The organism is Cytophaga sp. (assembly GCF_051961495.1).
Lineage (GTDB): Bacteria > Bacteroidota > Bacteroidia > Cytophagales > Cytophagaceae > Cytophaga.
The window spans coordinates 1-21,831 of the sequence record NZ_JBQCDF010000095.1; the positions used below are offsets into that span (position 1 = coordinate 1).

Consider the following 21,831-nt stretch of genomic DNA (forward strand, 5'->3'; position numbering starts at 1 on the left):
AGAGAGATAACGGATTCCTGGTAGGTGATAAAAATTTCTTTTTTAGTAAAACTCACATCTGAGCGCTGAATACCCGGCTCTATCTTATAAAGCTTTTCAAGTAACCAGAGACAGGAACTACAGTGGATAGAGGGAATAAAAAAATGTACGGTTGCTATGCCACCTTCCCTGAAATCAGTGATCAAAGAAACAATTTCTTCGTTATCTAAATAGGCATATCGTTCATCGGAACGGAATTTAATTTTCAGTCTGGGCTTTGAATCAATATCATAATAGGCACACAAGTCATTCTCCTCAAGAATCTCATACACGGTCTTACACCCATCACAACAAAAAACATGTTCCCCAATGCGAATAGATGAATCCGTACACAGATCCCCGCAATGCTGGCAAACAGTCTTCGATTGCATAAGTTGATACGCCATTTTGATAATTATGAATTATAAATTATGAATTGAATGCAACTACTTGCCATGACTTAATTCATTTCGCCACGGCGAATCATAATTCATAATTTTCGTTAGTTTTTCATTTTCTGAAGTTTCGGCAAATCGGCAATTGATATTTTGCTGCCGGCAATATTTACCAGACCTTCGTCTTTAAAATCAGACAAGGTACGAATTACGGTTTCTTTCGAGGCTCCAACAATTGCTGCAAGATCATCGCGATAAACAGCCATTGTAAAATCTGTTTTATTTCCTTCCTTATGGAAGTTATTATAAAGCATCAGTAAAGACTCCGCTACACGTTTCCGCACAGAGTTATATGCTAATTTCAATAAACGCTCTTCCTTTTCAATTAAGTTATTGGAAAGAAGTTTAATGAATTTTTCTGCAATGGATTTATTGCTGAACAATACTGCAAAGAATTCGTCCTTAGGAATTACATGTATCTCTGAATCTTCCAATGCCATAGCAGACTCTGTGTGATCGCTATCTTCAAGCAGATTCATGTAGCCTAGAAAATCTTCGTCTTTATATAAGCCCGTGATTAATTCACGTCCTTCTTCATTCGTCTTGAATGTTTTCACCTTCCCACTTACGATAAAGAATAATGAATTGGCTTTGTTGCCTTCAGAATACAGTAATTGTTTTTTCTTGAACCGGCTTACTTTTCTGTGATCAGAGATCAGTTTTTCCAGACCTTCTGCTCCTCTTGCTTCCATCACAAGAGAATTAATATAGTTCAGATCTGCCCCGGCATTTGCGCGGATCAGTTCATGTTTACGTAAACGTATTTCTACCGCATCCAGCAATTCCACATCATCAAACGGCTTGGTCAGGTAATCATCTGCACCAAGGTTCATCCCTTTGCGGATATCGCTTTTTTCAGTTTTAGCCGTTAGAAAAATAAACGGAATAGAAGCCGTATCATCAGATTTTGCCAATAGATGCAGTACGCCATACCCATCCAGTTCCGGCATCATCACATCACATATAATCAAATCAGGAATGGTGCGTTTAGCCTGCTCAACGCCTTGCTTACCATTTGCTGCTGTCAATACTCTGTAGTTTGCCAGTTCTAATATTTCCGCAATATTTTCTCTGACTTCAAGATTATCTTCTATAACTAAAATAGACTTCATCTGATAATTATTTAAATTGGAATCTGAACAGTGAATGTTGTTCCTTCAGATTGTTTACTTTGAAATTCGATCCTGCCTCTGAGCAGATCCAGATATTTTTTAACAATATTTAATCCTAATCCAGTACCAGGGATATTAGCAGCATTGTGCGCCCTGAAAAATCTACTGAATAAATAATCCTGATCCTCTTCGGGAATGCCGATCCCCTGGTCTTTGATCTCAATGGTCAGAACATCATTTTCAATGTATGTGCGCACAAAAATTAATTTTCCTTCGTCTGAATACTTGATTGCATTTGAAATCAGATTGATCATGATATTCCGAACCAGATTCTTGTCCAGAAATACTTTCTGAATATCTTCTGCAGCATCGACCTTTATTTCCTGTCCCTCTTTCAGGATGCTGTTCATCTCGTCAATAACCTCGATGCATAATTCATTGATTGAAAATTCAATCGGATCATTCATGACATGCCCCTCTTCAAGCCTGCTCAGTGATAGAAAGTCATTCAGTATACCGGTTAAATTGTTTACCGATGATTTTATACGATTCACATGCTTCAGTCTTTTTTCTTCATCTTTCGGATCGTTGTAACGCGAGATCAGAGAAACCGAAGAAAGAATGGTACTCAACGGGGTGCGGAATTCATGCGAAGCCATTGTTACAAAACGGGATTTCAATTCACTCAGGTCTCGCTCCTTTGCCAGGGCATCCTTTACTTCCCGCAATTCGGAAATATCGTGTACAATGCCCGTGAAAATTTTCTTATTCTCAAGAATAACTTCACTGATACTTAATAAAAACGGGAACATCGTTCCGTTCTTGCGTCTACCTATTACTTCCCGCCCTTTGCCGATAATCTTGCCTTTACCCGTAGCATGGTAATTACCAATGTATTTATCATGATTGCTGCGATCAGGTTCCGGCATCAGTATCTTGATATTCTCTCCGATCACCTCTTCCTTGTCATAACCAAACATTCTCAGGGCCGAAGGATTAACCGATTCAATCGTCCCCCGCTCGTCAATGGTAATGATACCATCTACGGCATTGTCAATAATAGCTTGATACCGGGACTCAAGGTCGTGTCTCGATGTGGATTTAATAGGCATATATGATTCTTCTCTATAAGTCACTATAAATCTACAAATTAAATTAAAGGTTGCTCAGCGCGATTAAAATACAGATTCAAAAATCGACATTCAGAAAAGCAATAAATATGATAAGTATCACATAATCGCCTGATTTCGATCAAAATAATGATATTTCAGGTGTTGATAAATTGATTCAATGTTTTTCCCCGGCATGCGTATGTTAAAGCACTTTTTTCAAAGCCCGTCCCGATAAAAACATACTTGAAAAATGTCATGTAGTCATACTTCTTATTCGCACAATATTCCGTATTTTTGCCCTCTGAAACATTGATTAATACACATGCGCATTTCTTATAATTGGCTGAAAGACTATATAGATTTAACAGAATCTCCCGACGAAATAGCAAGACTTTTAACCCATTCGGGACTTGAAGTAGAAAAGGTAGAAAAATACGAAAGCATTAAAGGCGGCCTGGAAAATGTTGTGATCGGAAAGGTATTAACCTGTGAACAACACCCGAATGCAGACCGCCTGCGTAAAACAACGGTTGATATCGGCGGAGAAACACCGTTGAATATTGTTTGCGGCGCGCCTAACGTAGCAGCCGGACAAACAGTAGTTGTTGCTACCATTGGTGCAATACTTTACCCAACTGAAGGCGAATCATTCACGATCCAGAAATCCAAGATCCGCGGCGAAGTATCTGAAGGGATGCTGTGCGCCGAAGATGAGCTGGGCATGGGCAAATCGCATGACGGTATCATCGTTATTGAAAAAGAAATCAAACCAGGTACTTCTGCTAAAGAGTATTTCAATATTGAAGTAGATTCAATTTTCGAGATCGGATTGACGCCGAACCGTGCAGATGCAGCATCTCACCTGGGAGTAGCACGCGACCTGCGTGCCTTATTAAACAGAAATTTAAAGAAAGTAGATCTGAAGAATTTTCAACCGGGCTTTAAAGCAAGTGGTATCACCGTAAAAGTTGAGAATACGAAAGGTTGTCCGAGATATACAGGCTTAAGCATTACCAATGTCAAAATAGCTGAATCTCCGGAATGGCTTAAAACACGCCTGCGTTCTATCGGTCTGAATCCGATCAACAACGTTGTAGACTGTACCAACTACGTTATGCATAGTCTTGGCCAGCCGCTACATGCCTTCGACCAGGATGAAATCAAAGGCGGAACAATCATTGTAAAAAATCTTCCTGCCAATACAGAATTTATTACCCTTGACGGAGTAAAGCGCAAATTGCTGGATACAGACCTGATGATCTGCAACAGCTCTGAACCTATGTGTTTAGCAGGCGTATTCGGCGGCCTGGATTCCGGTGTAAAAAATAACACCCGTCATATCTTCCTTGAAGCGGCATATTTCAGTCCGGAAACAGTACGTACATCTTCCATGAAGCACGGTTTAAAAACGGATTCCTCTTTCCGTTTTGAACGCGGCACCGATCCGAACATGCCGAAAGTAGCCTTGCGCAAGGCTGCAGCATTGATTGCAGAAGTTGCGGGCGGCGAAATCTCTTCCGACATTATTGACACCCATACGGAAACATTCCCACCTTTCAGAATTGAAACCACACACCAGCGTATCTGCAAACTGATCGGTAAAGAAATCCCCGCAGACCGCGTGCTGGAAATTATCGCTTTGCTGGATATTAAACTTGCTTTCAGAAACGGAGATTTATTAGTACTGGACATTCCGCCATTCCGTGTGGATGTGCAGCGCGAAGCAGATCTTGTAGAAGAAGTACTACGCATCTACGGCTACGACAACATTGAATTGAGCGATCACCTGAGTTCTGAATTCTTATCCGAATTCCCGGCAAAAGATTCAGACCATATCCATCACCTGATCGATCAAACCCTGATCGGTAAAGGCTTCCAGGAGATCCTGACTAATTCCCTGACAAAAGCATCGTACAACGAACTTTTGTCGAACCAGGCAGACGCAGTACCAATTCTCAATAAACTGAGTGAAGAGCTGGCATTCATGCGCTCTTCACTTGCATTTACAGGCCTTGAAACCATTGCATATAACATCAACCGCAGACAAAAAAACCTGAAGTTGTTTGAATGGGGTAAAGTATACTTCAAGCGTGGAACAAAATATATTGAGAACAACAAACTGTCGGTTTTCATTACCGGTAATCAACACGCGGAAAGCTGGAACATTCCATCCAAAGCAGTTGATTTCTTTGATATGAAAAATACCGTTGTTCAGGTCCTTGAAAAACTAAATATACCTGTTACCCAGGTGCAGGAGATCACATCCAATCCGGTATTCTCCAAAGGAGTGATCTATAAAAATGGCGGCAAGGAACTGGTAAAATTTGGCTATGTATCTGCCGTGGCTTTAAAAGCCACGGATGTAAAACAGGAAGTACTCTTTGCTGATTTCGATGCGGACCTTTTGCTTGAGTTCTACTCTAACAAGAGTAAATACAAGGAAATTCCGAAATTCCCGGAAGTGCGCAGAGATTTATCCCTGGTACTCGACGCTTCAGTAACATTTGAACAGATCAAGGAACTGGCTTTAAAAACAGAACGTAAGCTGTTGACAGATATCAACGTATTTGATGTATATGAAGGCAAGCACATTGAAGCAGGTAAAAAATCCTACTCCTTGAGTTTCACGCTGTTAGATAAAGAACAAACCCTGACAGATCAAACTATTGAATCAACCATGAATAAGTTGATGCAAACATTTGAAAAAGAATTAAATACAACAATCCGTAAATAAATATATCCGGGTTGTTCTATGAACAATTACATGTTTATACCTGTTCATAGGATAACTCCTTAAAAATGCTTAATTTGAAGTATGACTGGATCGAAAGACCTTTTACTGCGTTTGGAAGCACTTGAAGCTAAAGCTTTAAAGCTCGCCCTCGCGCATAAAGAACTTTCGGTTTCTTACAAAGAGCTGCAATCCGAAAATCTGAGACTCAAAAATCAGATCCTTTTGAAAGAAGAAGAAGTAAGAAACTTTCATAATCAAGAGAAAATAAGTAAAATTGTAACATCAATCGCAGATGACACTTATCGAAAGACTGAGTTAAAACTCAAAATCAATGAGTATATCAAAGAGATTGACAAATGCATTGCCTTTATCAAAGAATAAAACTGATTTAATCCCCTGTATATGGGAGAGTTATCAATTAAAATCAGGATTAGTGATCGCGACTACCCAATGCGCGTGGATTCTTCTGAAGAAGAACGGATTCGTGTGGCCGGGAAATTAATAAATGAAAAGCTCAAGCATTTCCGTGAGCAATTTGGAATTGACGACAAGCAGGATTTATTATCCATGACTGTATTTGATGCAGTAATGGACAAATTAAAATCAGATCAACTCACTACGGATAATGAATCTATCGTACAGTATAAGATAGAGCACATAGATCGCATTCTTTCAGAGGCTTTAGCGTATTAAGCTAAGCATTTTTGCATTTGTCACCCTCCTTTGCCAGTATCGCTGCGGTTGAGTTAAACCCCAATTAACCAAACACATGCTTGAATTAGTAATTTATATTCTTGTCGCATCGATTGTATCAATCGGTATCGGCATATTTGCAGGGAAGGCCATTTTCCAGAAAGATTTTTCAAAACATGAAGCTGAAGCAAAAGAAAAGGCCAGTTTAATCTTAAAAGAAGCTGAACTAAAAGCAGAAACTGTTAAAAGAGATAAGCAGCTGGAAGCAAAAGAGCATTTCCTAAAGCTAAAAACGGAATTTGAAGAAGATTCCAACAAGAAGAAAAACATCATCATTCAGAACGAACAGAAGATCAAACAGCGCGAGCAGACGATTTCAAAACAAATTGAAACGAATACACGCCGTGAGGCTGAACTTGATTCTTTACGCGAAAACCTTTCCTCTCAGTTAGACATCCTGAACAAACGTAAGGAAGAACTGGAAAAACTGAGACATTCTCAAATTGACAAATTAGAAAAAATCGCTGGTCTTACCGGCGAAGAAGCTAAAGCACAATTGATGGAAACCATCAAAGAAGAAGCGCGTTCTGAAGCATCTTCTTATATCAAACGCATTACTGACGAGGCTAAAATGACTGCCACAAAAGATGCGAAGAAAATTGTTATTGAAACATTACAGCGTACCGCTACTGAAAACGCGGTTGAAAACTGTGTTTCAATCTTCAATATTGAAAGTGATGATATCAAAGGAAAGATCATCGGCCGTGAAGGTAGAAATATCCGGGCGCTGGAATCCGCAACGGGTGTAGAGATCATTGTTGATGATACTCCGGAAGCGATCATCATCTCCGGCTTTGATCCGGTGCGCAGAGAAGTGGCGCGTTTATCACTCCACCGTTTGGTACAGGACGGACGTATTCACCCGGCCCGCATTGAAGAGGTGGTTACGAAAACAGCGAAACACTTAGACGAAGAAATTATTGAAATCGGCGAGCGTACTGCAATCGACTTAGGTATTCATGGTTTACATCCTGAACTGATACGTTTGGTTGGCCGTATGCGTTTCCGTTCTTCTTACGGACAGAATTTATTACAGCACTCCAGAGAAGTTGCGAAACTTTGCGCGACCATGGCTTCTGAACTTGGCTTGAATGCTAAGGTTGCAAAACGTGCCGGTTTATTGCACGATATCGGAAAAGTATATCCGGATGAACCTGAATTGCCGCACGCAATTTTAGGTATGGAGCTTGCTAAGAAATACAAAGAATCACCGGAGATCTGTAATGCGATTGGTGCACACCACGACGAAATTGAAATGACTGGCTTGATCTCTCCTATCGTTCAGATCTGTGATGCGATCAGCGGTGCGCGCCCTGGCGCACGCCGTGAGGTAATGGAGCAATACATCAAACGTTTGAAAGACCTTGAGCTATTGGCACTGTCTTTTGAAGGCGTATTGAAATGCTACGCAATACAGGCCGGTAGAGAGCTGCGTATCATGGTTGATGCAGAGAATGTATCGGATGACAAAGCAGGTATCCTGTCTTTCGATATTGCACAGAAGATTGAAAAAGAAATGCAGTACCCAGGACAGATTAAAGTAACCGTGATCCGCGAAATGCGTGCAGTAAACTTCGCAAAATAATAAAGCAGTATTCCCGTATTGCTTAATGAAGAGAGTCCCGGTGTATGCCGGGACTTTTTTTTGTTTGTCTGTCTATTTACGAAGATTGTGAGCACCGCAGGTCTAGCGGCTCTCACCGTGGTCTATGGCACACAGACCACACGCAGCTTTTCAACCTAATTATTGAGACAATTATTCCTTCTTGCCGGATTTTTATTAAAAATTTACTTATGTACTGTCAATATTAATGTTGAACCAGGAAGAACGATAAGCACCTTTTCATTTTTACTTGCATCCTGATAAGAAATATTACCTTTATTAAACAAGTAAGCACTCGTAGTTAATCGTAACGGTTTAGTAATAAACAGCGTCAGATATTCTGTGTTTTTTTCATGGCAATAATTAAACATAAGGCCTGCAACAGGTGTATCAGAAGCGCCATCAAACACACCGATTCCATAATGGACGCCATTCAAAACGATTGTCAAAACATTAGCAAGCATAAACGTTTCATATTGAAGAAACGTCTTACCGCTCGTTGTTTGAGTTGAGTATACTTTTGTATTGTCATCATATACAGGTTCAGCAATTTTATTAATTTTCAAGTTTGTTTTGGAAGCCTGGAAGTCAAGCAGCATGGTATCCACATTGCTTATTACCTGAATATAACCAGTTGTTGTTCCTGAAAAAGTTCCGCTATTAATGGATTCAAAAATCGAGTTACTCTTATTTTTCACCCAACTCTTATAAATACTATCAGCCGCAACTTGTCCGGAGACATTTGATTCAGTAATAAATATGAAAGGTAATATAAAAAACAGCTGTTTCATTATGGTATGGTTTTATTTGTTACATGATAGTTAAAGTTTAAATATCAATTGTTTACGAATAAAAAACAACGAAATAGTACAAATTTCTATTCTTCAAAAAGAGTCTGTATCTTGAAAAGGAATCCATTTTCTCTCATACCATTTGACCTAACCGTATATGGAAATTTTCTTAAGCATTCTTGCCACATTACTTTGCGTACCCTGGCCGGCCATGGTCATGATGTCACCGATGATGCTGGCTGCCCCGGGCTTCGCTACTAAAAAATCTTCCATACTATTCGCCATGGTATTTTTTATTTATCCCGCATTCATTTTCATATTGCTATATGCAATTGGCTTCTCCTTTTACAGAATGAATCCGCTCTGGTGGGCAGCAGCTTTTTTACTTGCCGGTTCGCTGGTGTCCCTTTTATACAAACTTCCGCTGCAACTATATAATCTGTTCCGCGGCATTTCAAACTATGATTATTGCATACACAATAATTGTGTATACCTGAATGGTAAATTAATAAAAGATGCCGACGTTAAAACGTTTATCCATTACAACAACCGCGGTTACTACAGCAAGGATAAAAATCATGTATACTATTCCACGAACAAAATAAAAAATGCTGATCCTGCTACATTCGGTCCGCTTACAAACGATAATACCAATAGTTATTGGCACGACAAGCAGCATGCCTATTTTACATGGAAATGTATAGCAGGTGCTGATGGTGCCAGTTTTGAATATGCGGGCCACCAGTACGCATACGACAAAGATCATGTTTTTTTCCATGCTCAGTTGCTCTCAAATGCTGACCGGAAAACATTTACCCCGCTTGCAGATTTTATTGGCAAAGATGCACACCATGTTTTTGTAACATCCAATCAGGTAAATACTATTCCGAAGCCGACGGAATTTGAGGTAGTATGGATCAATGAAGAACTCTTCGGCAGAGACCAGCAGCAGATTTATGCGCTCCGCTATACCTTTCCGCATCTACTGCTTCCCTTCCCCGGTGCAGATCCGGAAACATTTGAAGTAGTAGGACAACACTATGCAAAAGACAAAAAGCAAGTCTATTATTACAGTTACCACATACAGGAGATCCGAATTGTAGAAGGTGCCAATCCGGAAACTTTCACTCTTTACTTCGACCACATCAGAAACACCGATGCCAGCGATGGCGAGCGCTTTTACAAAGCGGGCCTGCTACACAAAAATAAAAAATGATCAAACTTACTTCGCTTTACATACTCATTCCTGTCTTTATATTAGGTTTCTTCCTGATCAGCCGTGCACAGAGTCCATTGAAATATACTTTCCTCTTCCGGAACGTTATATTAAGCCAGTCTAAAAATTATGAGCTTACTCCCATTCTGCGTGGCCGTATCTATTATCCACGTTACTTTTACATTCCTTCCCTGAAGCAATATATTGTATACTCAGACCTGGATGAAACAGGTCCGTTCAAAATACATGAAATGAAAAGTAAGCCTTGGGGAAAGGCTTATGTCTTGCTGGATGACCAGGGAAACAACCTGATTACATTCGAAACACCTTTGCGCTTCTCTTACCGTAGCGGATGCTTTTATGGCGCATCAACATATATTCCGCTTTTAGAAACAGGAATATCGGATTCTCTTCCTTACCATCAGATCCACAACGCAAAGCTTAATCTTAGTGCAGGCGAATTTGAAAAACTTTTTCTTGAACTATATGCTGGTTCCGAATATATAGAATTCATAAACCTTCGTGCATCCAATGATAATATTCACCAGGCAGGCATCATTTTCAAACGTCAGGGTAAGGTTGAAATTTTACTCTCCGGCTTGCGGGATAGCCGCATGATCTGTTATTTCCAGGAAAACCGCAAGATCAATAATTTCGACGATTATTATCTTCCCGACATACAAAACAAAAATAACTATCCGCAGTCGGCTCCTTCCATAGAAATGGTACCGCTTGTAACCAACAACACCAATCCCTTTGTGTATTGGAGAACCGGACTGAATCAACACTTCCGGATTAAAAAATTCAGCAAGGAATATTCTTCCGGCTGGCAAGGAATCGTGAAAGTCGGCGGCATTCCTGTGTATGTACCGGGTGAGAGTTCGGGTACAGCTTATGTAAACTTCAACATACAAGGTGAACGTTTTAAAATTAAAATCTTAAGCGTTGAGAAAGCACCATTCATACCTGCCTATAATTTAGGGCTCCGCACCTTTGAACTGCCCGAAAAATTCCGTACCCAACAATCACTGGCATTTATGGAGTCTGCACAAAACTGCGGCGATAACCGGATGGGCGGCGGTGTATTCGTCATGAGACCTGCTACAACAACAAATCCTTCGGCTGACATTCCTGAAGATATGTCAGAGAAAACATTCAGTGCGTTACCTCTTACCTTACAGGCGGCACTGCTGGACCCGGAGCACACCACTACCCTGAAGATCTATGCGAAGAACTGTACACAATGGCTACCTGAAATTGAGCGTCTAAAAAATCTTACACATCTGGAAATGACTACAGGAATGACAGAGATTCCGGATGCCATTTCGACATTAACAAAACTGCAATCACTGTCCATTGAATACAGCAATGTTCAAAAAATTTTTCCGGCAATAACTGAATTAAAGGAGTTAAAAACCTTAAATCTCTTTTCCAATAAACTAACAGAATTCCCACGAATGCTTTTAGAACTCGAACAATTGGAACGTTTAAATATCGGCGCTAATAAAATATCTGCATTGCCTGAGGACATTAATCGCTTAATAAATCTGAATTACCTGAGTATAACATTAACCGATATCACTTCCCTGCCGGAGGTTATGGCAGGTATGAACAATCTATATCTGGACGATAGTCAGGGAATGAAAGACAAAGTTCAGCCTGAATACAAACATCTGTTTGATTACCGGAAAATAAAATCAATCTATGATGAATAACATACGTCAAAAAAAATCATTCATTTATTCTGCAGACGATTCCGCAGAATAAATGAATGGCTGGCTATCTTTATTAACAAACTCAGGATTTTTTATCCGTTCCCAGATCATAAATCTCCTGAATATTTTTAAGAATTTTATTAAAATCAATTTGCAAATCCTTCAGTAAACCAGTCTGCATGTCAAAGATCCATCCATGAATCTCAGGAGTCCGGCTTTGTAGATAAGAACGCTGCCACACCGCCATCTTGATCACGTTTACACATTGTTCTTCCACATTCAGTTCAACCAGACGGTCATAACGTTTTGCTTCATCCGTAATTGCATTCAGCTCGGTTTTATGCAGTCTGTATACATCCCGGATGTTTCGCAGCCATGGATTTAAAAAGCCCAAATCCGCTGGCTGCATGGCCGCTTTGATACCTCCACACTTATAATGGCCGCATACAACAATATGCTGAACATTTAAGTGTGCAATCGCATACTGTATAACAGATGCCGAGCTATTATCATTGTTAGGAACCAGGTTGGCAACATTGCGGTGCACAAACATTTGTCCGGGTTTTATACCGGTCATCTCTTCCGCTGAAACACGGCTATCACTGCAGCCTATGTATAGAAACTCCGGATTTTGTCCTTGTGCCAGGTGCTCAAAGAATTTCTCATCTGTTTTCTTTTTTTCAGCAACCCACTTCTTATTGTTTTCAAAAACCTGTTCGTATAAAGTCATGCTATTTTTAAATAAGTGTATCGTCTATCTATCAAATTATTTATGCTTCAGAATTCTATATTACCCTGCAAAATACGAACTCTTGCTTTCTTACCCAAAGCCAAGGGATATTAAATGGTTAATTCCAGGATTTGCATATCGTTAATGATAATTGAGCTCGATTCTCCACGGATGCTTAAGTACACCTAAAAAAACTGAAACTTCGTCATTCAGCCCTTTCCCTTGTTTAGTCATATATAGTATATTTACCGGATGGCTGATCAATTCATTCTTTCTAATAAAAACAAGTATCTTTAATAATCAGAAAAATATCTTAAATTAAATCTTTTGAATTATTCACTTTTACAACAATATCATATGACAAAAAGAGATCTGTTTATCCTCATCATAAAATTATTCGCTTTGTATGCACTTATTACTTCCTTATTTGGAGTTTTACCTATGCTTACCTCTACCATGCGATTTGAATGGACAGCCTTTGATGTACTTTATTTACTTGCATATATTGCTTTTTTCTGTTTCTTATTTTACCTGCTTACTATAAAATCAGACAAAATTGTTGACTTGTTAAAACTTGACAAAGGATTCGATTCAGACTTTATACAATTTGGCAGCATAGAAAAAATACAGATCATTCAACTGGGCCTGATCATTACCGGTGGCTTGATTTTCATTTCTGATTTGCCGGAACTAATCGTGGGCATATTCAACTTGTTTAAAGCAAACGTACAAAAGGACATTGAAGACACATTAGGATTCATGACTCCACAGAACAACACGTATTTAGTAATAGATTTTATTCGAATACTAATGGGCTATCTGATACTTACCAACCACGAATACATAGCTAAAAAACTATTATAATATATACAGAATGCTTCTATGCAAAACATAGAAGCATTTACCTTTTATCTATTCTATCAGATACGATTGGTTCAAAAACTGTTTCCTGAACCACAATTCAAATGCCGGATCTACAAACTGAAAAATGCCGTCGATCTCATGAATCAGATCTGTATTAATCAGCAAAGATTTATTCTTACTTACATTCCTGGGAGTACCCAATGCATATGTATTCATTACCGCCGCACTTGTAAATTGTGTTTCACCTTTCACTACTGCTTTCAAAAAATTAAGTTGAGTGATGCTAATATTTTCAATTTCATTCTGATATAAAGGTGTATTGGCATAAATCAATTCTGTCAGGGCATTATTAATTTCTGTTACAGATGCTTTTTTATGCGTCAGGTTCCAGGTATAGTGCGCCAACTGCTGTACATACCAGGAATGATTTTTCATCAACCCTGCAATGCGCTCTGCCGTCTTTTCATCGATAAATTTTCCTGTATCCTGAAAGCCTTTGGTAATAAAAGCGACCCATTTTTTCGTTTCAATTTTAGGCAGTAACATAATATCACCAAACCGATAAAATGGTTTCCCTGCATTATTAAAAATTTCTGTCATCATGTGACGCTTGCTGCCATACAAACAATAAGTCACCAGCTTCTGGCGCTGCCAGTATGAACGCAGCTTTTTTTCAAGATCTGCATAGCCATTAAAGGAAGAAATATTCTGAAATTCATCCAGACAGATAATAAATTTCAGACCTTTCTTCTTCCCTATAGTCTCCGGCAAATTCAATACTTCTTCGCTATTCTTTTTCAATTCTTTCCAGTCAAAGCTCAGGCTGAAATCATTTGTAGGATCCAGGCCAATGCTCAGCTTAGGAATTAACTTGTTAAAGAACTCCTTACCGCTCGCCAGCCATTCCTGCCATTTAGGAGAAGATGCCTTGATCACTTCCCTGGCAAACATCTCTAAAAATTCTTCTTCACTACCCACCGTAAACAAATCAATAATAACGGTCTTTGTTTTCTTCTCTTTTTTATTGATCTCCATAACCACTTTTTCAACCAACGAAGACTTTCCCCACCGACGGGGTGAAATAATAATCGTATTTATGCCATTCAGCAGATTATTACGGAGTTTGGCCGCTTCGGCTTCTCTGTTGGTAAAAGCATGTGTGCTTACCGTAGTACCATATATAAAGGGTGAATCTTTCATAAAAATTTTATACTAAATGGTATTATACCTAAAGGTATAAAATAATACAACCGAATGCAAATCCGGTTGTATTAAGATTTTTCTTCTAGTCAGGAATAAAAAAAGCAGTCACACCTACCGGCATGACTGCTTTTTTTTATTCTATTTATCCGTTCTTTATTGCTTAATAACCGATTTCGTTACAGTACCGGATTCAGTTTCGATCTGAACAAAATACATGCCTCTGCTCAAATCTGTCATTACAATCTCTGCAGACGCATCGCCAGTCGTTTCAAATACTGTCTTCCCTAACACATCAACTACTCTCAATGATTTAGCACCATACACCTGGCCCATATCAATCAATAAGCGATCTGTAACCGGGTTTGGATATAATTTAATATTATCCATCAGATATGCGTTATGAACAGCAGTTGTAGTAGTCTTTACAATCTCAACGGTTGCAGTAGCATCGGCACAAGGACTAACACCTTTAACAGTATATTTAAAAATATATGTACCAACAGCTGTTAAACCATCTACTGTTACGGAAGCAGCAGCTTCTGATGTACTGAAATTAACAGCAGACGGACCTGAAACCAGGCTCCATGTACCAACAGAGGAACCGGCACCTGTTAACGATACAGATGTTGCTGTAGAAATTGACTGACCTGAGCCAGCGCTCGCTGTCGGAGGATTTGTACATACAGGTGCAGACTTCACAACATCTACGGTAGATGTAGCATCTACACATGGACTTGTTCCTGTGACAGTATATTTAAAGGTATATGTACCATTTGCGGTTAATCCATTCACAGTTACTGAAGCAGAAGCTGCAGACGGACTGAATGTAACAGCAGACGGACCTGTAACCAGGCTCCATGTACCTGCAGCGGAACCTGAACCGGTTAACGATACTGTTGTAGCTGAAGTAATAGATTGATTTGAACCAGCAGACGCTGTTGGTGGGTTTGTACAGGCAGGACTTGATTTAATAACGTCTACCGTTGAAGTTGCCGGGGCACAAGGACTTGTTCCTGTAACGGTATATTTAAAGGTATATGTACCATTTGCGGTTAAACCATTCACGGTTACTGAAGCAGATGCTGCAGATGGGCTGAAACCTACCGTTACACCTGATGGACCTGTAACCAGACTCCATGTACCTACGGCAGTACCTGTACCTGTTAAGGTAGTAGTGGTTGCACTTGTAATAGCCTGATTCGTACCTGCACTTGCTGTTGGCGGGGAAGTACATACTGGTGTAGTTTTTACAACATTTACAGTTGAAGAAGCATCCACGCAAGGACTGGTTCCGGTAACTGTATACTTGAAGGTATATGTACCATCTGCCGTTAAACCATTTGCCGTTACAGAAGCGCCTGTTGCAGAAGGGCTGAAAGTTACTGTAGCAGAAGAAGGCTTCGTAACCACACTCCATGTTCCCACTGCAGAACCTGTACCAGTTAACGATGCAGTAGTTGCTGTAGTGATCGATTGATTAGAACCTGCATTGGCTGTTGTCGGCGTCGAACAAACCGGTGTTGCTTTTACCACATTCATGGTTGAAGAAGCATCTACACAAGGGCTGGTTCCGGTAACGGTATATTTAAAGGTATATGTACCATCAATTGTTAAGCCATTTGCTGTTACAGAAGCCCCGGTTGCTGAAGGGCTGAAAGTTACTGTTGCAGCAGAAGGCTTCGTAACCACACTCCACGTACCTACAGCCGTTCCTGTACCTGTTAAAGAAGCAGTTGTCGCTGTAGTGATCGATTGATTGGAACCTGCATTGGCTGTTGTTGGTGTAGCACAAACAGGGGTTGTTTTTACAACATTCATCGTAGAAGATGCGTCCACACAAGGGCTGGTTCCGGTAACAGTATATTTAAAGGTATACGTACCATCTACGGTTAAGCCGTTTGCTGTCACAGAAGCACCTGTTGTGGGAGTGAAAGTTACTGTTGCAGCAGCAGGTTTTGTAACTACGCTCCACGTACCTACAGCCGAACCTGTACCTGTTAAGGAAGCAGTTGTCGCTGTAGTAATTGATTGATTAGAACCTGCATTAGCTGTTGTTGGTGTAGCACAAACAGGTGTTGTTTTTACAACATCCACTGTAGCAGAAACAGCAGCACATGGGGCAGTACCCGCAACGGTATATTTAAATGTATATGTTCCATCAACAGTTAATCCGCTTGCCGTCACAGTACCTGTTGTAGTAGAACCGAATGTAACCGTTGCACCGGTAGGTCCGGTTTGCAATGTCCAGGTACCTACTGCAGAACCTGTACCGGTTAATGTAGCAGTTGTCGCTGTTGTTATAGCCTGATTCGCGCCTGCATCAACTGTTGCCGGAGCTGCAATAGTAACTTTCAAGGCTGAACGCGGGCCCTCACAAGTATTCGGACTTGAAGTTGCCTGGCTTACATAATAGGTTGTTACACCCACAACAGATGTTGAAGGAATTGGTGCCGTATTATCAGCTACACCGCCTGTTGAAGATGTATACCATTTCAATACAAGACCTGGTGTACCTGTTGCAGCTAATGAAACAGCTGATGTTGCATTCTGACAATAAGTTATATCTGTTACCTTAACAGCAGCTGGTGTTGTGCATATATCTACACCAAGAGCCGGATCACCTAATTTCAAACCTGAGAAAATAATTTTCTGATCTGTAAATGCAAGAGGACTAAAATTCGGAGAGCCGGTATCTTTTTTATTTACAGGAACAATCACCACTTCAGTTACTTTACTGAAATCAAAGTCTGCATTGTTGGTATTGATATCAGCAGGAAAGGACGGTGCGTTCGGATTTTTAATTGATAAGGCATTTTTAAAATCAAATACGAAGTTAGTTGTTGAGCCCGGAGCCAGTGAAACAAAGTCTGGTGCCACGTGGTTTTTACTAAATCCAATTTCATACTTATACCAGTTCTTAGTGTCTACAACACCGCCTACCAAAACATCTTTATTGATCGCGATTACAGTACCGTCAGCATCCTTCATCTGAAATTTCAGATCCAGTGTTTCGGTATTCGTGGCAGGTGCTGAAACGGTTAATTGCAAAACCGCATTCTGGGTAAGATCCAGCATGTATTTCTGTTTCGTACCATTTGCACAGTATTCACCAAAATTAAAGCCGACTACATTATATGAGTTCGCTGCCTGTGAAACCAGGTATTGCAACGTACCATTTCCGGCACGTGTTGCTTCCGCCTTAAACGGAGTAGCTGCATCACGGTCTTCAAACCAGAATATACCAGCTGCTGCAGCTGCTGTAGCTGTTGCGCAGCTTGCACCGTTTACTCCGCCAGTCAATTCTGTAAACTGGTCAACTTTTTCAAACTGATCTGTAATACCAGTAGTAGAAACATTAGATGCACCTACAACACTGATCACGTACAATGGTGATACAGCAATCTCCGCCCCTTTTGAATCATAGGATTTTGCAGTGATATTATGACCACCGGAAGAAAGTGTTGATGTAGTAAATGTATACGGACTGGATGTTTTTGAACTTAATAATGTGGTTCCATCATAAAATTCCACTTTAGCGATTGTACCATTCGCTACTGTTGTAGTAGCTGTGATCGTGATGGCATCCCCCGCATTAAATACAGTTTTATTACCAGTGAAGGAAAGCGTTACAGAACCTGTTGTAACGATAACATTACATTTACCTGTAATGTACGCTTTAACAAGCGCACCTGAAGCGCTCAGGTCATTAGCAGTCCAGTTACTAAGGCCTACACCGGGTTTTAATGCAGCCGATGTTTCATTTTTATTTGAAACAGACCAGTTACAGGAGCTTAATTTGTTTGCTTCTAAATAATTCCACCACACCTGAGACTCTGAAGGGTTGTAACCACCGTTACCTGAAGCATCGCAGGTACCGTATTCGGTAACAAAAAGCGCGACGCCTTTATTCAAAGCGTTGGTAGCTTTTTGTCTAAGAGATCCCTGATGTGAATTTGCATAGTAGTGCAATGTATAAGCAATATTTGTTCCTGTTACCTGGTCATTCGCTGCTTCATCTACATCCTGAGAATATGTCCTTGTTCCGCAGATAATAATATTATCCGGATCCTTTGCACGGATCGTTGAGATCAATTCATTGTGATACGGCTTGATTGTACCGGACCAGGATTGATTGATCGGTTCGTTGAATGTTTCGTATAAAATGTTCGGCTGATTACCATACGTTGTTGCGATTTCCGTAAAGAAAGCTTTTGCCTGCGTTTTATAATTCTCCGCATTGTGCGTGTGAAAATCCACAATCACATATAAACCATTTGCGATGCAGGCATCAATAACGGTTTTGATTTTATTCATTTCCGTTGTCGGATTGTTCACATAATTGCTTGAACCTGTTTCTACAGACATAGCTGCGCGAATTACATCCACGCACCAATCATCTCTCAACCATTTAATGGTTGTTGCATTATAATAAGGTGCCCCTTCCGGATATCCGCTCCAGAACATGGACATACCACGTAACACAACCGGATTACCGGCCTGATCTGAGACTTTTCCATTAAAGATTTTAAGCTGGCCATATTTCGCCACGGGCGTTTGGCCATTTGCAGCCAACATGCTGCAAAAAACAATTACTGCGAATAGTAATTTCATTTTTAGGATTGAAAGTATATTCATTATAGTTTGGGTTTGGTCAGTTAATTCTTACGGTTTGTTATACAATATATTGAAATTTATCAAATTAATACAATTTTTTATTAATAAAATAACAAAAATGCCCAAATCAGGCTAAAAACGAACTTTATTAAATAAGAAAACCCTCAAACGTTAAAAAAAATTAAACGTTGTTTAAAATAGGGCTAAACAAAAAAAATTAATATTTAATAGATAGGTTGAACTCCACTTTCATTATTTGAAACAGACAAAAAAATATAGCAATTATTCTACTTTTAAAATTCTAAAAAAAACTCCAATCGGGGTCAAACCAATTGGAGTTTTACAGGAAAATATAACAACTTATTAAACTAGTCTTTGTTGGTTACAACAATTTTCTTCGTTAGAATATTTGATTCTTTTTTAACCATCAACAAATAAACTCCTTCAGACAATCCGCTTACGTTCAACTTCGCCTGAACACCTTCAACCTGTATGGATGGCATTACTTCTTCGCCCAAAACATTTGTTACAGAGAACAGCGCGCCGGTAAGGTCCACCTGCGTTTCTACAATAACCTCATAGCGTGCAGGCACAGGATAAACATTACCATACATCGTATTTCCCGCAGCGTGAATTCCCGTAGTAAGTTCTGATGTGATAGTAACCGGATCTGAAGTGGTAACACCACCTAAAACATCTGTGGCACGAACTGTAATTGTATGTTCACCTACAGAAGGATTTGTCCAGATGAATGTATACGGCTGAGATGTTGTAGAACCAATAACAGTGCCCCCATCTAAAAATTCAACCAAAGCAATGGCACCATCCGGGTCTGAAACCGTTGCACTGATCGTAACCGGTCCTTGTATATTAGCATTGTTTGTTAGCGATGTAATCGTTATAACAGAAGGTTGATTCTGAGCGGTAGAAATTGAAGTGATTGCAGATGTATTCACACAACCCGAAGCATTTGTAACTTCTACCGTATAATTTCCAGCAGTATTAGCTGTATAAGATGAACCTGTCCCAACCTGTGTATTTCCGTTAAACCATTTATAAGTCAGGTTTGCCCCTGTATTGGCATTTAATGTAACCGTTTGACCATTGGCTATCGTCGTATTGCCAACAGCTGTAATGACTGCTGCAGGTAATGCGTTAACTATCACATCAAGTTGCGCTCTCGCACTTTCACATCCATTGGTTGACTGAGAAACAAAATAGCTTGTTGTACCGGCAGTTGAAGTGGCAGGTGTTGGTGCAAGAGATAATGCCGTTGTTGTGGTATTATCTGAATACCATTTTAATCCTGTTCCTGTCGCTGTTAACTGAACTGCGGTTTCATTCTGGCAATAACTTACAGGTGAAACAACCGTTGGTGCAGCCGGAGCAGCATTTAATGTAACCATAGTCGCGGCTGAGGTAGCTTTGCAATTATTTGCATTGGTAACTTCAACGGTATATGACCCGGCTGTAGTTGCTGTATAGGTTGCAGCTATACCCACCTGCGTTGTTCCGTTTTTCCATACATAAGAACTTCCGTTGCTGGCAGTCAATGCTACCGAACCGCCATTACAGAACGATGTTGCGCCACCGGCTGTAATTGTTGCAGTAGGCAGTGCATTTACCGTTACAGCGATCTGTGCACGTGCACTCTCACAACCGTTGGTAGTTTGCGAAACATAATAATTTGTTGTACCGGTTGCAGTAGTTGCCGGCGTTGGAGCTGCTGCTAATGCAGTAGTTGTAGTATTATCCGCATACCACTTTAATGCAGTACCGGTCGCCGTTAATTGAGCTGCTGTTTCGTTCTGGCAATAAGCAACCGTTGCTGTTACTGTTGGTGCAGCAGAAGAAGTGTTTATTGTAATAACTGTTGCAGCTGAAGTAGCTTTGCAGTTATTTGCATTGGTAATCTCAACCGTATATGAACCGGCTGTAGTTGCTGTATAGGTTGCGCCTGTACCAACTTGCGTTGTTCCGTTTTTCCATACATAAGAACTTCCGGCGCTGGCAGTTAATGCTACCGAACCGCCATTACAGAATGACGTTGCGCCACCGGCTGTAATTGTTGCTGTCGGCAGAGCATTTACCGTTACAGCAATCTGTGCACGGGCACTCTCACAACCGTTGGTAGTTTGCGAAACGTAATAGTTTGTTGTACCCGTTGCAGAGGTTGCTGGTACCGGAGCTGCTGATAAAGCTGTAGTTGTGGTATTATCCGCATACCATTTCAATGCAGTACCGGTCGCTGTTAATTGTGTAGCTGTTGCATTCTGGCAATAAGCGACTGCTGCTGTTACTGCAGGCGCTGCCGGAGGAGTATTTATAGTTACAACGGTTGCAGCCGAAGTAGCCTTACAGTTATTTGCATTGGTAATCTCAACCGTATATGAACCGGCGGTTGTTGCTGTATAGGTTGCGCCTGTACCAACCTGCGTTGTTCCGTTTTTCCATACATAAGAACTTCCGGCGCTGGCAGTTAATGCTACCGAACCGCCATTACAGAATGACGTTGCGCCACCGGCTGTAATTGTTGCCGTCGGAAGAGCATTTACCGTTACAGCAATCTGTGCACGGGCACTCTCACAACCGTTGGTAGTTTGCGAAACATAATAATTTATTGTACCCGTTGCAGTGGTTGCCGGCGTTGGAGCTGCTGCCAATGCAGTAGTTGTAGTATTATCCGCATACCACTTTAATGCAGTACCGTTCGCTGTTAATTGTGCTGCAGCAGCATTCTGGCAATAAGCGACTGACGCTGTTACTGCAGGTGCGGCCGGAGCAGCATTTAATGTAACCGTAGTCGCGGCTGAAGTAGCTTTGCAATTATTTGCATTGGTAACTTCAACCGTATACGAACCAGCTGCCGTTGCTGTATAGGTTGCGGCTGTACCAACCTGGGTTGTTCCGT

15 protein-coding genes are annotated in these 21,831 nt (G+C 40.5%); 7 read left to right on the forward strand and 8 right to left on the reverse strand.

Going from position 1 to position 21,831, the window contains the following annotated elements; all coding sequences use genetic code 11:
* The 3 genes from ACTHJT_RS04350 to ACTHJT_RS04360 all read right to left on the reverse strand — a co-directional run.
* A partial coding sequence (locus tag ACTHJT_RS04350; protein ID WP_440236622.1) for a heavy metal translocating P-type ATPase metal-binding domain-containing protein occupies positions 1-425 on the reverse strand: 425 nt, incomplete at its 3' end.
* Between the two features lie 95 nt (positions 426-520).
* Positions 521-1,585, reverse strand: a complete 1,065-nt coding sequence (locus tag ACTHJT_RS04355) for a response regulator (protein WP_440236623.1) — start codon at positions 1,583-1,585, stop codon at positions 521-523.
* Positions 1,586-1,596: 11 nt separating this feature from the next.
* Positions 1,597-2,697: a PAS domain-containing sensor histidine kinase gene (locus ACTHJT_RS04360; protein ID WP_440236625.1), complete on the reverse strand. Its 1,101-nt coding sequence runs from the start codon at positions 2,695-2,697 to the stop codon at positions 1,597-1,599.
* Between the two features lie 322 nt (positions 2,698-3,019).
* On the opposite strand from ACTHJT_RS04360, the gene pheT reads away from it, so the two are divergent.
* The 4 genes from pheT (at position 3,020) to rny (ending at position 7,769) form a co-directional block, all read left to right on the forward strand.
* Positions 3,020-5,431: a phenylalanine--tRNA ligase subunit beta gene (pheT, locus tag ACTHJT_RS04365; protein WP_440236626.1), complete on the forward strand. Its 2,412-nt coding sequence runs from the start codon at positions 3,020-3,022 to the stop codon at positions 5,429-5,431.
* 81 nt (positions 5,432-5,512) lie between these two features.
* Entirely contained in the window at positions 5,513-5,812 is a 300-nt protein-coding gene (locus ACTHJT_RS04370) for a hypothetical protein (RefSeq protein ID WP_440236627.1), read from the forward strand.
* A gap of 21 nt (positions 5,813-5,833) precedes the next feature.
* Positions 5,834-6,124 carry a cell division protein ZapA gene (locus tag ACTHJT_RS04375; RefSeq protein ID WP_440236628.1) on the forward strand — a complete coding sequence of 97 codons (291 nt, stop codon included), beginning with the start codon at positions 5,834-5,836 and terminating at the stop codon, positions 6,122-6,124.
* 76 nt (positions 6,125-6,200) lie between these two features.
* Complete coding sequence (gene rny, locus ACTHJT_RS04380) at positions 6,201-7,769, forward strand: ribonuclease Y (RefSeq protein ID WP_440236630.1); 1,569 nt, start codon at positions 6,201-6,203, stop codon at positions 7,767-7,769.
* 203 nt (positions 7,770-7,972) lie between these two features.
* On the opposite strand, the gene ACTHJT_RS04385 is transcribed toward rny, so the two are convergent.
* Positions 7,973-8,578: a hypothetical protein gene (locus ACTHJT_RS04385; RefSeq protein WP_440236632.1), complete on the reverse strand. Its 606-nt coding sequence runs from the start codon at positions 8,576-8,578 to the stop codon at positions 7,973-7,975.
* A 157-nt stretch (positions 8,579-8,735) separates the two neighbouring features.
* Here ACTHJT_RS04385 and ACTHJT_RS04390 point away from each other — a divergent pair, with 157 nt between their 5' ends.
* Positions 8,736-9,794 (forward strand): DKNYY domain-containing protein, encoded by a 1,059-nt coding sequence (locus ACTHJT_RS04390; RefSeq protein WP_440236634.1) that lies wholly within the window; start codon positions 8,736-8,738, stop codon positions 9,792-9,794.
* The gene (locus tag ACTHJT_RS04395) at positions 9,791-11,509 is read left to right on the forward strand and encodes a leucine-rich repeat domain-containing protein (RefSeq protein ID WP_440236635.1); all 1,719 of its coding nucleotides are present in this window, start codon (positions 9,791-9,793) and stop codon (positions 11,507-11,509) included. The genes ACTHJT_RS04390 and ACTHJT_RS04395 overlap by 4 nt, the downstream gene beginning before the upstream one ends.
* An 82-nt stretch (positions 11,510-11,591) precedes the next feature.
* On the opposite strand, the gene ACTHJT_RS04400 is transcribed toward ACTHJT_RS04395, so the two are convergent.
* Positions 11,592-12,239, reverse strand: a complete 648-nt coding sequence (locus ACTHJT_RS04400) for a carbonic anhydrase (RefSeq protein ID WP_440236636.1) — start codon at positions 12,237-12,239, stop codon at positions 11,592-11,594.
* A 357-nt stretch (positions 12,240-12,596) separates the two neighbouring features.
* Between ACTHJT_RS04400 and ACTHJT_RS04405 the strand changes: the two genes are divergently transcribed.
* Entirely contained in the window at positions 12,597-13,103 is a 507-nt protein-coding gene (locus ACTHJT_RS04405) for a hypothetical protein (RefSeq protein ID WP_440236637.1), read from the forward strand.
* A gap of 48 nt (positions 13,104-13,151) precedes the next feature.
* On the opposite strand, the gene ACTHJT_RS04410 is transcribed toward ACTHJT_RS04405, so the two are convergent.
* The 3 genes from ACTHJT_RS04410 to ACTHJT_RS04420 all read right to left on the reverse strand — a co-directional run.
* Entirely contained in the window at positions 13,152-14,303 is a 1,152-nt protein-coding gene (locus tag ACTHJT_RS04410; protein WP_440236638.1) for an AAA family ATPase, read from the reverse strand.
* Positions 14,304-14,459: 156 nt separating this feature from the next.
* Positions 14,460-18,917: a cellulase family glycosylhydrolase gene (locus tag ACTHJT_RS04415; RefSeq protein ID WP_440236639.1), complete on the reverse strand. Its 4,458-nt coding sequence runs from the start codon at positions 18,915-18,917 to the stop codon at positions 14,460-14,462.
* A 371-nt stretch (positions 18,918-19,288) separates the two neighbouring features.
* The coding region (locus tag ACTHJT_RS04420; protein WP_440236640.1) for an Ig-like domain-containing protein at positions 19,289-21,831 on the reverse strand (2,543 nt) is incomplete at its 5' end.

Coding starts and splice junctions, on each gene's coding strand:
- ACTHJT_RS04370 (WP_440236627.1), top strand. CDS start 5,513: ATGACTGGATCGAAAGACCTTTTACTGCGTTTGGAAGCACTTGAAGCT.
- ACTHJT_RS04360 (WP_440236625.1), bottom strand. CDS start 2,697: ATGCCTATTAAATCCACATCGAGACACGACCTTGAGTCCCGGTATCAA.
- ACTHJT_RS04355 (WP_440236623.1), bottom strand. CDS start 1,585: ATGAAGTCTATTTTAGTTATAGAAGATAATCTTGAAGTCAGAGAAAAT.
- pheT (WP_440236626.1), top strand. CDS start 3,020: ATGCGCATTTCTTATAATTGGCTGAAAGACTATATAGATTTAACAGAA.
- ACTHJT_RS04400 (WP_440236636.1), bottom strand. CDS start 12,239: ATGACTTTATACGAACAGGTTTTTGAAAACAATAAGAAGTGGGTTGCT.
- ACTHJT_RS04385 (WP_440236632.1), bottom strand. CDS start 8,578: ATGAAACAGCTGTTTTTTATATTACCTTTCATATTTATTACTGAATCA.
- ACTHJT_RS04390 (WP_440236634.1), top strand. CDS start 8,736: ATGGAAATTTTCTTAAGCATTCTTGCCACATTACTTTGCGTACCCTGG.
- ACTHJT_RS04405 (WP_440236637.1), top strand. CDS start 12,597: ATGACAAAAAGAGATCTGTTTATCCTCATCATAAAATTATTCGCTTTG.
- ACTHJT_RS04395 (WP_440236635.1), top strand. CDS start 9,791: ATGATCAAACTTACTTCGCTTTACATACTCATTCCTGTCTTTATATTA.
- ACTHJT_RS04410 (WP_440236638.1), bottom strand. CDS start 14,303: ATGAAAGATTCACCCTTTATATATGGTACTACGGTAAGCACACATGCT.
- rny (WP_440236630.1), top strand. CDS start 6,201: ATGCTTGAATTAGTAATTTATATTCTTGTCGCATCGATTGTATCAATC.
- ACTHJT_RS04375 (WP_440236628.1), top strand. CDS start 5,834: ATGGGAGAGTTATCAATTAAAATCAGGATTAGTGATCGCGACTACCCA.
- ACTHJT_RS04415 (WP_440236639.1), bottom strand. CDS start 18,917: ATGAAATTACTATTCGCAGTAATTGTTTTTTGCAGCATGTTGGCTGCA.